Origin of the sequence: Providencia sp. PROV255 (assembly GCF_028478065.1) — a bacterium.
Classification (GTDB): domain Bacteria; phylum Pseudomonadota; class Gammaproteobacteria; order Enterobacterales; family Enterobacteriaceae; genus Providencia; species Providencia rettgeri.
In genome coordinates this window covers 454,016-466,052 of the sequence record NZ_JAMPMI010000009.1, presented here as the reverse complement: position 1 = coordinate 466,052, position 12,037 = coordinate 454,016, and the positions used below count along the sequence as shown (strand labels likewise).

Here is a 12,037-nt window from a genome sequence, read left to right as displayed (position 1 = left end):
TAAAGCCCCTATAGCAAGGGTAATAGGGGCTTTTATTTTATTATTATCATTATTTAGTTTGTTTTAAGGCTGTAAACATTTTTTCAGCAAGTATGTTTTGTGCCGACTCGATTCCTGGTAATACAAAGTAGTACCCACCACCAAAGGGCTTGATATAGCGTTCAAGCGGTTCACCATTAAGGCGCTTTTGAGTGTCGATAAAGCCTGTTTTTAAATTTTTCTGAAAAGAGACGAAAATTAAACCCATATCGAGAGCCCCTGTTTCGGTTAACCCGAGTGAATAGCTGTAGCTTCTTCGCCTTAGTTTTGCGGTATAACGTTCAGGATTACGGGGTTCTGCACGGCGCATATGGGAATCAAATAAAATACGGTCACCATGAGGGTCTTGGCCAAACTCAGGATCATCGTGCTCCTTTTTCATGCCGATAGGGGCTCCTGAATCTTTATGCCGACCAAAATCATTTTCTTGATCTTCTAATGGCGTTCTATCCCAAAATTCTAAATTAAAACGAATGAGACGTACTGCTTGGTATGTCCCTCCGTCACACCAAGATGGTTCTTGACTGCCTTTTGTTATCCAAATTAATTCGTTCATCAATAAATTGTCATCAGCGGGTGCATTTCCCGTTCCATCCTTAAAACCAAAAAGATTGATAGGAGTGGAATGGTTATCAATATCTCGTGCAGGTAAGAAGCCGTCGATTTTCCAGAGAGGAAAGCTGTATGGAGAAATATGACGCAAAATATCACGTAATGCATAGATAACGCTTTCTTGGCTATTCGCGCATATTTGTAGAAGAAGATCGCCACCACACCATTTCTGCTCTAACCTATCGTTGGGGAAACTGGTCATTTCACTAAGATATTTAGGCTTGATTTTATTTAATCCGAACCGGTTATCAAACAGAGAGTTACCTAAAGCAACGGTGATGGTTAGTGAGTCGGGTTGCTGTTGCGTTCCCAGAATACCGGATTCAGCGGGAGGCATTTTATCATTATTGATTGAAGGTGCTTTTTGGGATTGGGTTAAATCAGCAATGCGCTGGGTCAGTAGAGTAAAAACAGTCTGTAATTCTTCGATGGAATTTGCCGTCATATTAAATGCGATAAAGGAGGCATTTTTGGGTTCAGGCGTCAAAACACCGGCTTGGTGTGGCCCAAGATAATTGATTGCTTTGTCATAAGTGAGTTGGCAATCGGCGATTTTATCTTGTGCTTTTAATGCTGGGGCGGCTAAAACTGCGCTACTAATTGCGAGCATTTTTAGGGCATTACGCCGGGACATTCCGTTGGTTTGCAATATATTTCTCAGTTTAGCTTGCATAAATGTATGCCTTAATATTTATAGTAAACATCGACATCGAGCTCAGCACGTAATTTTGCTAAAGTTTCGGCTTGCTGAGTGAGTAATGAATAAAGCGCCATTTTGTCTTTGAGTTGTAATTGGCTATAAGGTTGATATGTCGTATTTGATAGTTGATATGACTGCATTATTTGGTTAATCAGTTGGTCATTTTTTTGTATTTTTTCAAGGGTCTCTGGCTTGATAAAAGGCTTAATAATTTCAATTATCTTTTGTGACCCTTTTAAATTAGCAGCAATATCAGTTAAATCAGACAAACTGTAGATATTTTCTTTACCGCCCAATTTTGTTTCTAAGATCATTTCAATAAAATCAGCTGAGGCTTGCACGAGCTTAGGAATTTCAATGGTTTCAGTTGCTACCCGTTTATACAAATCACGCCCTTTAAGTAATAATTCTTGGTTTGCCGTTGAGGCAAGTTCAGTATTTTTTTGCATAAATAATTGGTATTCAACAAGATGAAACCCCGTAAAGCGGTAATCAGTTTCTTTATCAAGGAAGTAATCGGCTCTTGGATTAATTGTTCTATCCGTATTACCAAATAAAATAATAATCGGGCGTACTGTTTCATAATGTTGGTGAGCCTGAATATACGCGGCTTGGGCTTGTTCTAGCTTTCCTTGTTGTAAACTCTGTTGTAACAATTCCAATTGCGTCACCATTTCTGCCAATTCAGCAGTGGCAAAGGCTAAATAGGTTTGGATAGCATGTTGATATTTTTCAGGAGTAGGAATATCCCCTTTAGCGATAATGATGTTATCCCCTGTTTGTACAGGGGATCTCAGTGCTTTACCTTGAACCAAGTTAGGTAGTGCCATACTGAGTATTAAGCTAATCGAGACCCATTTGATGTTATGCCTCAGTGAGCTAGACATTTTTTTTGCTCCGAGTAAACAATGGGATCACAATAGCCCAATAAAGGATAAAGGTAATGACACTGAGCCAAATAGGCTGTGAACGATAGGCAAAGAAAGATGAGATAAAATTACCAGCAATACCCGAATCGTCAAGAAATGCAGTTGTATCCCAAGCGGGATAAATTAAAAAATCAGGGATGGAAAAATCATATTCAATCAGTAAGTTAGCGCTTTCTTCTACCCCTTTAAGTAGGAGAGATAACGCGAGGAATAATAGAATAACGCCGGTAACCTTAAAGAAGATAGACCATGAAACTAAACGATTTGTTAATAAGAATGCATAGAGTGTAAGGCCTGCAATTGCAATTCCACCACCGACTTCAATAAAGAAAGCCGATGCATTAGACGCGGTTAACGACATAATAAAGCTAGATAAAAAGACGACGATTTCGCTTCCTTCACGGGCAATGGCAATGGCAATAATCAATGCGGCGCCCCACCAGTTATGGTGAGCCGCATTACGGCTTATTCCTGATTCAATTTCTGATTTCATTGAGCTGCCATGCTTGTTCATCCAATACACCATTTGGACAATCAGGATACAAGCGAGTAGCTCCATAAAAATCATAAACAGTGATTGCCCTGTATCATCAAGGACATTAAATATGCCATAGATGAGAAGTGCGAGTAAGATGGAGGTAATAACCCCAATAGCGACTCCGGCCCAAAGGTATTTCATACCATTATGTGCGTCAGGGTGACGTTTAATCCACGCATAAATAATACCAATGACAAGCAACGCTTCAAAACTTTCACGCCACACAACAAACAGAACTTGTCCCATGCTAAATCCTTTTATTTCGCAATGATCTCGCCTTTGGGGTGAGAAAGGTGGAAGTCATCAAAAAAAGTATATGTGCCAGGTTTCAATGGTGCGATAACAACAACAGAGCTTGCTCCGGGGGCTAAAACTTTTTCTTTTCTTAATTGAATACTTTCAAATTCTGCGGGCTCAGTGCCTGTATTGGTAATTTTAATGCGGATAATTGTTTTTGCAGGGACTTCAAGAACTCGCGGGATAAGATCACCATTTTTCATTTCTAATTCGACAGTATATTTTTCTGCAGCAAATGAAGATAGGGGAATTATTGTACAAGTGATAACCAGTAAAAAGCTCAGTAATGTTTTCATTTTGGCTTGGTTTATCCTTTTATAACGACAAACAAAAAAGGGCTTACGCAAGAAAATTCCCTTGGTTAAGCCCTTAACTAATTTAGGTTAAAAAATTAGTAACTACCTTTACGGCCAACACCTGCGTAGTCAAAATCCCAAGAGACTTCGAAAGGCTGGAACCAAGGGGCCACACCCGTTTCTTTATCAATATGACGGCCAAAGGCAACATCTTTATTGTGTGATGGCGGATAGATTTTATAGGTGACACGGTATTTACCATTGCCATCTAATTTGATGTTTTCCCCATAATGAGGGCCATCACTTGCCACCATAGGCATAAATGTGCCTGTTTGAGTTTGTGGTTTATCACCAAGTTTAGTGACTGAATATTCAATGGTTAGGTAAGGGATCCAATCGCCTTCTGCAAAGCCATTTGGGTTATCTTCAACAGCGTGGATATCTGCTTCTAAGTGGACATCTGCTTTATCTGCAGCTAAGTGAGACATTGCATGATGGCCTTCTTCGGTATCCATTGTAATTGGTTGTAGGTAAACACCTTGGATTTCCATTCCGTTTTTGATCACAGGGTGACCGAGAGGGTACTCTTGAGCTAATGCTGAGATTGAAAACAACGCGAGACCTGAAACAGCAGCTTTATAGGCGAGTTTCATTATTTTCGTCCTTACCATAAGTGATATAGAGCTGTAATGATAATCATTACTATTACTAAAAAACAAGTGGTAATTTACGATAAGTAAATTACTCGTCGCTAAAAATGTTTGTTTTTATATAAAAATCTAAGTGTTAGAAAAAGTTATTATTCTTTGAAAAATAACTTGCTAATAGTGTGTTCTATTAGGCAGTTTATTATTGTCTACATGATATATTTTGAAGGTGTGAATTTTACTGCGAAAGAACACTTCATTCATTTTGTTGAAAATAAAGGTATAGCCATGCAACGACGTTATCTTGACTGCTCTGCTTCAGAAATTGTAAAACTCAATAAAAAGAATCTATTAGAATCAATTAAAGCAAGTGAAGGGCGAATTTTGGTTTCTGAAACCATAGGCACAATTCAACCCGTATTAATGACAGTGACGAATGCTGAATTAGCCGCAAGCCAAGGTGCAGACATTTTATTATTGAATGTTTTTGATGTTAATCAACCGATTATGCAAGGCCTACCCGAAGGGGTTGAACCTGAGGAAATCATTCGCACACTTAAGCGCTTAACGGGACGAGCAATCGGTGTTAATTTAGAGCCTGTACCTGAGGGCTTTAATAATCCGACACAAGATGTGCAATGGAAAATGTCAGAAGGGCGATTAGCAACAGTAAAAAATGCTCTTAAATTAAAAGAAATGGGTGCGGATATTATTGTTCTAACGGGGAACCCTGGCAATGGAGTAACTAATCAGGAAATTAACCAGAGCCTTAAAGAGCTTAAAGCTGTTGTGGGTGAAGATATTGTGCTTATTACGGGAAAAATGCACGCTGCTGGTGTTTTAAATGCTTCCGCAGAGCAACTCATCACAGATGATGATATTCGTACCTTTATTAACAATGGTGCGGATATTATTTTGCTCCCAGCTCCGGGAACGGTACCTGGGATTTCATTAGAATTTGTGCAAAAAATGGTAGGTTATTGCCATTCCCAAGGCGTGATGACAATGACGGCGATTGGCACTTCTCAAGAAGGTGCAGATTTACAAACTATTCGGCAAATTGCATTAATGTGCAAAATGGCCGGGACAGATTTACACCATATTGGTGATTCGGGTTATAACGGAATCGCATTACCTGAGAATATTTTAAATTATAGTATTGTGATCCGTGGTGTTCGTCACACCTATTCACGTATTGCTCGTTCGGTTAATCGCTAGTTGACATTTTTAGGTGATTTTTACAAAAATGGTTTGTAGAAATCACCTATTTAACATAAGTTTTTTCTATTATCCTCGCGTTAATTACAGATTATTTTCGATAAAAATTTATACAATTCCCTCAATTCTTCAGGTAAAATTTCGCCCATTTTTTAAAACAATAAAAGAAGTGAGTTATGTCGCAAAATACTAATCCGGTGCCAAAAATTGGCTTCGTTTCACTCGGCTGCCCGAAAAATCTAGTTGATTCAGAACGCATTTTAACTGAGTTGCGCACTGATGGTTACCAAGTCGTTCCAAGCTATGATAATGCTGACTTAGTCATTGTGAATACGTGTGGGTTTATCGATAGCGCGGTGCAGGAATCACTAGAAGCGATTGGGGAAGCTCTGAATGAAAATGGCAAAGTGATTGTCACAGGATGCCTTGGCGCGAAAGAGAACCAAATTCGTGAAGTACATCCAAAAGTTTTAGAAATCACTGGTCCACATAGCTATGAGCAAGTACTTAACCACGTGCACCACTACGTTCCAAAACCTGAACATGACCCTTTCTTGAGTTTAGTTCCAGAACAAGGGGTAAAACTGACTCCAAAGCATTATGCCTATTTAAAAATTTCCGAAGGGTGCAATCATCGTTGTACTTTTTGCATTATTCCTTCTATGCGAGGGGATTTAGATAGCCGTCCAATTGGAGATGTGTTAAATGAAGCTAAGCGTTTAGTCGCTTCAGGGGTAAAAGAGTTACTGGTTATTTCACAAGATACCTCTGCGTATGGTGTTGATGTTAAAAATAAAACGGGTTTTTGGGATGGGCAGCCGGTAAAAACTAGCATGGTGGGGTTATGTGAACAACTTGCTTCACTGGGTGTATGGGTACGTTTACATTATGTGTATCCTTATCCACATGTTGATGATGTCATCCCTTTGATGGCAGAAGGTAAAGTTTTACCTTACCTAGATATTCCGCTGCAGCATGCAAGTCCCAAAATTTTAAAGTTAATGAAACGCCCTGGCGCTGTAGAAAGAACACTTGAGCGAATTAAGCGTTGGCGTGAAATTTGCCCTGAACTCACCTTACGTTCAACATTTATTGTGGGGTTTCCTGGTGAGACAGAAGACGATTTTCAAATGCTACTCGATTTCTTATCGGAAGCGAAGTTAGACCGAGTAGGCTGCTTTAAGTATAGCCCTGTCGAGGGAGCGAAAGCGAATGAGCTGGCGGATCAAGTCCCTGAGGAAATTAAAGAAGATCGTTATCATCGTTTTATGCAATTACAACAACAAATTTCTACACAGCGTTTACAAGATAAAATTGGTAAAGAAATTTTAGTCATTATTGATGAAGTTGATGATGAAGGTGCTATTGGGCGTAGTATGGCAGACGCGCCAGAAATTGATGGTATGGTTTATCTTAATGGTGAATTTGGTGTTAACGCGGGGGATATAGTGAAAGTATTCGTTGAGCATGCAGATGAATATGACCTGTGGGGAAATATTGTCACTTCCTAAGTGAATCAGAGCGTTTTAAAAGTGTAAATGGCTAACTTAGGTAAATTAAGTTAGCCATTTTGTTTTTTACCACATTGATTTACTGCTTTTAATTGTGAAAAATTGATGTGGATCAAGCGGTTTAAATCTATCAATTAATAACTTGATCTAGAATATAATAATTAAATGGGAAATTGACATAATCAGATAACTCTTATCGAAGAATAAGGATAACTATGTCGGTTCATTTAATATTTCCAACTACAACACCTGTAAAAGAAAGTATTTATAATTCAGATGATTATAAATATATTGTAGAGCTTGCTTATACAACTATTGAAGGTGGATTAGCTTCATTACATGATAATAATATTCGAAGTTCTCTGATTAGCTCTGATGGAAAAACGCTTTGGCTTAGTCATGAGTTTGGGGGCAATTTTGAGATAGCAGCTTTATTATCTGATAATTTGACTTATGGTGCGCGGGATAAGTTGTATACTGCGCCAATCGAATTACATGGGATTTTTTATTATCTAGCTCCAGTGTATTCACATGCTGGAGAGCCAGTTCTAGTTGTCGCTTTATCTTCAACTCAGAATAGCTGCAATATTTTGTTTGCACTCACGCAGGCTTTAGCAAGGGAAGCGAGTGGGAAATTGAAATTTCACTATTATGAACAAGAAATTTTTAAGGAAAATAAGGTAGAGCAACGATTCGCTAGCTTGGATATTCATTCAGTTGAGAAAGCTTTGATTATTGAAGTGGCGCAGGCTTGTGAAGGTAAAATTCAAAAAATGCATAAAGTCCTTGATATGGGGCGGACAACGTTATGGCGCAAACTAAAGCAGTATGAAATTAACATTAAAGACTACAAATAGCTTCTTACATATGCTTTGGACCGTAAAAAAAAAGCGCTTTCGCATGTTTTGTGGACAACAACAAAAAAGCATAAAAACAGCGAAGCGCGAAGAATTTACCAACATTTTGAACGACAGTCGATAGATAAATAAAGCATAATCTATCTGCTTGTGTCGTTACTTGATGTATCGAGAAAAGAAAATGAAAACGATACTTATTATGCTTGAGTTAGGTAAGTTGGTATGTCGTTTACAGCCCTATTTTTTTAGATTTGTGATGGATAAATATTGATGAGAAAGCGCATTGTCTTACTAAAAAATGGTGTGATAGGTGCACTATTATTTTAAATGATATTTCAGTAACACAAAAAAGTATTATTTTATTTTACAAGTATTAGTAGTTATTATTACTAGTGGAATTATCAATTCACTTAGGTTTCTTTAATCTGTGATAGAGTAGAACTATTGTTTATCACTTATAAAAACAAGTTATTATTTTAAAATTGACAGGATTTTTATCTATATTTATCTAAATTATAGTGCTCTTGGCATTTTTTAGGTAATTAGTTTCTGATGGCTTAGAGTCAAACCACCAGAAACTAATTACGCTATAACAAGATGAACATATCATATAAATTAAATATATTTAGGATAGGTATTAATGTATTCGTATTCTTGAATAAGTTGTGGCAGTGATTTAATACCTAGTTTCGTATAAATGTTAGAGCGATGAACTTCTACAGTTCTTGGTGATAGTGACAGTTTTTCAGCGGTTTCTTTACTGGTATTACCTTCTAATATCATATCCATGATTTCTCGTTCTCTAACCGAAAGACGGTTAAATTTATCAGAGAGGTAGGTATATTTTTTATACTTTTCATGCATATTTAAAAATAATTCTGTTGCGTTACTGATGGAGTTTAAAATTTCAATGTCCTTGAAAGGCAAAGGGAAAAAATCAAAAGCTCCGGCTTTAAAACTCTCACGGCACAAACTGATAGAAGGCTCTTCAGCAAGCACAATGAATGGAACAATACCAAATGAATTATTTATATTGTTTAATCTACTAATACGATTTTCATCATTGTTTAAGAATAATAAAATACATTCTTTTACATTACCCTCATTAGGGTAAGTATAATTACTCATAAACACTTCTTCGTTATTATAAAATCTAAAGATAAAACCAAAAGATTCCATCATTAGTTTCAGTTTATTCTTAAAGACATTATCACTTTCTACGATTACGTGAATGGTGTTATTCATCACCATACTCCTGTTGAACTGATTTGATATTCATACCAATCTGATTAAATACGTAGATAAATAAAGTGAAATTAAAATTTCACAATAATATTTTCTACTGATCGTTGTTCTTTTTATTAGTGTATTACTGACCTTAATTTATATTAAAAACATCATCTAGTTAAATTTAATATAAAAATAGAAACAATAGTTAAAGTTTGTGTCATTGGGTAATATTCGATTAATGACGTGTAACATATTATGTGAATTTACTTATTAAATGTGTTTTTTAACATAAAGTAATAGACAGAAATATTGTTAAAGCTAATCAATAATATCTTAAATCATTAGTCATAAAAAGTCTTAGATGTACACTTTATGCTGTTTTCTTAGGTGATAGTACTTAATCTGTGAATTGACGAAGATTAAGTGCTTTTTATATCTGACATGTTAAAATTTACTCTAACCTAGTTTTGATGAGTGAATATACTTAATGGCTTCTTTAAAAGACGTAGCTCGACTTGCAAATGTTTCATTGATGACAGTATCACGGGCAATTAATAACCCTGAATTACTCAAGCCTGAAACCTTAAAACAGGTCCAACAAGCTATTGAGTCACTCAATTATGTTCCTGATTTTTCTGCTCGTAAGATTAGAGGAAAAGGTTCTAGGGTTTCGACAGTTGGCGTTTTGGCCCTTGATACAGCGACAACTCCGTTTTCTGTGGAAATCATTCTTTCAATAGAGCAAACCGCGAGGCAATTCGGCTGGAGTAGCTTTGTTGTTAATATTACCTCCAGTGAAGATAGTGAAAGAGCTGTCCGGCAATTATTATCCCAGCGACCAGATGGTATTATTTATACTACGATGGGCCTTCGAGAAGTGACTATTCCTGAAGGATTACATAATAATCGTTTGGTTCTTGCCAATTGCATAGATAAAAAAGGGCAGTTTCCAGCCTATGTACCAGATGATTTCAATGGTCAATTGAATGCAGTTAATCGCTTAATAGAGAAAGGGTATCGGAATCCTCTTTGTCTTTATATCCCGCAAGAAACACTTGCTGGAAAAACGCGCCGTGAAGCGGTGGAATCTGCGTGGGCAACGGCTAATTTACCTCTAGAATCGCTTCAGCAATACCATTTAGAGTTAGGTGATGAACACTATTTAGATGTTATAGCTTTAATTAATAGTCACTTTAAGAATAAAAAACCGGATTTTGATGTCATTATTTGTGGAAATGACCGTATTGCATTTTTAGCTTACCAAGTACTACTTAGCCGTGGTTTACGTATCCCACAAGATATCGCAGTACTTGGCTACGATAATATGATAGGTGTTGGAGAACTATTTTATCCACCATTAAGTACGGTTGTGTTACCGCACTATCAGTTAGGTCAACAAGCCGCTTTGCACATCATAGAAGAACGGCAGCAAAATAGTGTTGAATATGTTGCTTGCGACTTGTTAGAACGTAATTCTTTTTAGTTTCTCCGAGAAGGCAAATCGAATAGACAGTTATTCAATCGCTTTCTTGAGTTCCCAATAAATCGCTTTTTCTAGCTTAGCCTGGTGATTTATTGCAAATAATCTTAAATCTCGTTCACTTTGGTGTGGGTAGATACGGCAACTAAAATTGAGTTCACCATCATTAATAAATACTTCCAAGCTAGAGTGGTCGATAAAAGCATTTATTTTAAGTTGATGACCTTGCGGTATCGGAGCACAACGATTATCACTAATGGTATATTCAGGGTAATGACGCATTAAGGTTAATTGCTGACTTTGGTTATCAACATAGAACTGCACGCCGTATCCAATCCAAAAGCCAAATTTTTCAGCTGGGCTTTGCTGTAAATCCCAAATGAGTTCTATTTCACAACTTGTCGCATTTTCATTTAATACTATGGTGCTGTTTTTGGCTAACATTGTTGCGGGAAAATGGCTTGCAGACTGGCGTAATGATTTCAATTCCTCTATAGGTTTAGAGATAATTTTACCTTGCTCATTCAGTGTTAGCTCTCTAGGTAAAGTAAAGCACCCTGACCACCCATGTTTTTGTGTAGGCATATGATTTTCCCACATATCCATCCAAGCGATAGCAATACGACGGCCATCTTTAGCTAAAAAGGTTTGAGGTGCGTAAAAGTCTTGGCCAAAATCAAGCTCAGTAAATGAATGTGAAATTTGATAAGGTAAATTAGGTGACCAATTACCAACCAAATAGCCATTTTGAAATAAATTTCGATATTGATAATTTTTTGCTTTTTTTCCTTGAGGAGAAAAAAGGGCAATAAATTTTTCGCCTAATGGAAAGAAATCAGGACACTCCCACATATAAACATTATTGTCGTCAGTTTTTGCTAGGATTTGATAGTTTTGATCCCAATTTAATAAGTCAGTAGAGTTAAATAAGAGGATTTGCCCTTGATCTTGAGAGTCTCTTGCACCAACCACCATCCACCATTTACCATCTTGTTGCCAAACTTTAGGATCTCTAAAGTGCATATAGCCATCAGGGGAAGGGAGTACAACACCTTTCTTTTCGAAATGAATACCATCTTCACTGATTGCAACACACTGTGATTGGATGATTTGGCTGTCATCACCTGGATTTGCTAACCAGATATGGCCTGTGTAAAACAAATACAATTTGTTATCGTAACTAATTGCGGAGCCTGAGAAACAACCATCTCGGTCATAATCTTCACTTGGTGCTAACGCAATGGGTTGGTGTTGCCAATGGACCATATCAGTGCTTGTTGCATGACCCCAATGCATGGGACCCCAAATCGCACTAAATGGATGATGTTGATAAAAAGCGTGGTATTGTCCTTGGTGATAGATCAAACCATTAGGGTCATTCATCCAGCCTACATAAGGGGCAAGGTGGTATTGTGGGTAGAACTGCAAGTTCATGTTTTCTCTTGCTGTTTTGATGGTTTCGTTGGCTAATTCAAGTTGTTTTTTCATTATGGCTTCCTGAACATTTTTCGATCGCGATAACAAAATGGGCACATGAAATTCAATAATAGGTGCGTTTATTTGCTGGCTTCTTTATACTTAATGTTAATGTTAATGTTAATGTTAATGTTAACGTTAACAGTTTGCGTTTACTAGTTTTATTTTCATGAGTTGGTAATGTGTTATTTATGAATAAGAATAAAG

At 37.1% G+C, this 12,037-nt stretch carries 11 protein-coding genes; 4 read left to right on the top strand and 7 right to left on the bottom strand.

The annotated features are described in order from the left end of the window. Window positions 1-49: 49 nt before the first annotated feature. From efeB to PR725_RS11335, 5 genes are all read right to left on the bottom strand, one after another. The gene (gene efeB / locus PR725_RS11355) at window positions 50-1,324 is read right to left on the bottom strand and encodes an iron uptake transporter deferrochelatase/peroxidase subunit (protein WP_164528494.1); all 1,275 of its coding nucleotides are present in this window, start codon (window positions 1,322-1,324) and stop codon (window positions 50-52) included. 11 nt (window positions 1,325-1,335) lie between these two features. After that, on the bottom strand, window positions 1,336-2,238 hold the full coding sequence (locus tag PR725_RS11350) for an EfeM/EfeO family lipoprotein (protein WP_109912030.1): 903 nt from the start codon (window positions 2,236-2,238) through the stop codon (window positions 1,336-1,338). Further along, window positions 2,231-3,064: an FTR1 family iron permease gene (locus PR725_RS11345; protein WP_196719112.1), complete on the bottom strand. Its 834-nt coding sequence runs from the start codon at window positions 3,062-3,064 to the stop codon at window positions 2,231-2,233. Before PR725_RS11345 ends, PR725_RS11350 begins: the two co-directional genes overlap by 8 nt. An 11-nt stretch (window positions 3,065-3,075) precedes the next feature. Continuing rightward, a complete protein-coding gene (locus PR725_RS11340) occupies window positions 3,076-3,411 on the bottom strand; it encodes a cupredoxin domain-containing protein (RefSeq protein WP_110732217.1) in 336 nt (111 codons plus the stop codon). A 95-nt stretch (window positions 3,412-3,506) separates the two neighbouring features. Continuing rightward, window positions 3,507-4,064: an iron transporter gene (locus PR725_RS11335; protein WP_004913787.1), complete on the bottom strand. Its 558-nt coding sequence runs from the start codon at window positions 4,062-4,064 to the stop codon at window positions 3,507-3,509. Between the two features lie 282 nt (window positions 4,065-4,346). On the opposite strand from PR725_RS11335, the gene PR725_RS11330 reads away from it, so the two are divergent. From PR725_RS11330 to PR725_RS11320, 3 genes are all read left to right on the top strand, one after another. Further along, a complete protein-coding gene (locus PR725_RS11330; protein WP_272569049.1) occupies window positions 4,347-5,276 on the top strand; it encodes a DUF7916 family protein in 930 nt (309 codons plus the stop codon). A 176-nt stretch (window positions 5,277-5,452) separates the two neighbouring features. Then, complete coding sequence (gene rimO / locus PR725_RS11325) at window positions 5,453-6,787, top strand: 30S ribosomal protein S12 methylthiotransferase RimO (RefSeq protein ID WP_004913782.1); 1,335 nt, start codon at window positions 5,453-5,455, stop codon at window positions 6,785-6,787. 215 nt (window positions 6,788-7,002) lie between these two features. Then, window positions 7,003-7,644, top strand: coding sequence for a helix-turn-helix domain-containing protein (locus tag PR725_RS11320; RefSeq protein ID WP_196719114.1), 642 nt, complete (start codon window positions 7,003-7,005; stop codon window positions 7,642-7,644). Window positions 7,645-8,259: 615 nt separating this feature from the next. Here the strand turns inward: PR725_RS11320 and PR725_RS11315 are convergent. Next, complete coding sequence (locus PR725_RS11315; protein ID WP_123382372.1) at window positions 8,260-8,889, bottom strand: response regulator transcription factor; 630 nt, start codon at window positions 8,887-8,889, stop codon at window positions 8,260-8,262. Between the two features lie 472 nt (window positions 8,890-9,361). Between PR725_RS11315 and PR725_RS11310 the strand changes: the two genes are divergently transcribed. Next, entirely contained in the window at window positions 9,362-10,357 is a 996-nt protein-coding gene (locus PR725_RS11310; RefSeq protein ID WP_004913775.1) for a LacI family DNA-binding transcriptional regulator, read from the top strand. Between the two features lie 30 nt (window positions 10,358-10,387). Here the strand turns inward: PR725_RS11310 and PR725_RS11305 are convergent, their stop codons facing one another. After that, the gene (locus PR725_RS11305; RefSeq protein WP_109912034.1) at window positions 10,388-11,842 is read right to left on the bottom strand and encodes a glycoside hydrolase family 32 protein; all 1,455 of its coding nucleotides are present in this window, start codon (window positions 11,840-11,842) and stop codon (window positions 10,388-10,390) included. Between the last annotated feature and the right edge of the window lie 195 nt (window positions 11,843-12,037).

What these genes read in the sequence shown, in the direction of transcription:
- efeB (WP_164528494.1), bottom strand. Translation starts at nt 1,324, where the DNA reads ATGCAAGCTAAACTGAGAAATATATTGCAAACCAACGGAATGTCCCGG.
- PR725_RS11350 (WP_109912030.1), bottom strand. Translation starts at nt 2,238, where the DNA reads ATGTCTAGCTCACTGAGGCATAACATCAAATGGGTCTCGATTAGCTTA.
- PR725_RS11345 (WP_196719112.1), bottom strand. Translation starts at nt 3,064, where the DNA reads ATGGGACAAGTTCTGTTTGTTGTGTGGCGTGAAAGTTTTGAAGCGTTG.
- PR725_RS11340 (WP_110732217.1), bottom strand. Translation starts at nt 3,411, where the DNA reads ATGAAAACATTACTGAGCTTTTTACTGGTTATCACTTGTACAATAATT.
- PR725_RS11335 (WP_004913787.1), bottom strand. Translation starts at nt 4,064, where the DNA reads ATGAAACTCGCCTATAAAGCTGCTGTTTCAGGTCTCGCGTTGTTTTCA.
- PR725_RS11330 (WP_272569049.1), top strand. Translation starts at nt 4,347, where the DNA reads ATGCAACGACGTTATCTTGACTGCTCTGCTTCAGAAATTGTAAAACTC.
- rimO (WP_004913782.1), top strand. Translation starts at nt 5,453, where the DNA reads ATGTCGCAAAATACTAATCCGGTGCCAAAAATTGGCTTCGTTTCACTC.
- PR725_RS11320 (WP_196719114.1), top strand. Translation starts at nt 7,003, where the DNA reads ATGTCGGTTCATTTAATATTTCCAACTACAACACCTGTAAAAGAAAGT.
- PR725_RS11315 (WP_123382372.1), bottom strand. Translation starts at nt 8,889, where the DNA reads ATGAATAACACCATTCACGTAATCGTAGAAAGTGATAATGTCTTTAAG.
- PR725_RS11310 (WP_004913775.1), top strand. Translation starts at nt 9,362, where the DNA reads ATGGCTTCTTTAAAAGACGTAGCTCGACTTGCAAATGTTTCATTGATG.
- PR725_RS11305 (WP_109912034.1), bottom strand. Translation starts at nt 11,842, where the DNA reads ATGAAAAAACAACTTGAATTAGCCAACGAAACCATCAAAACAGCAAGA.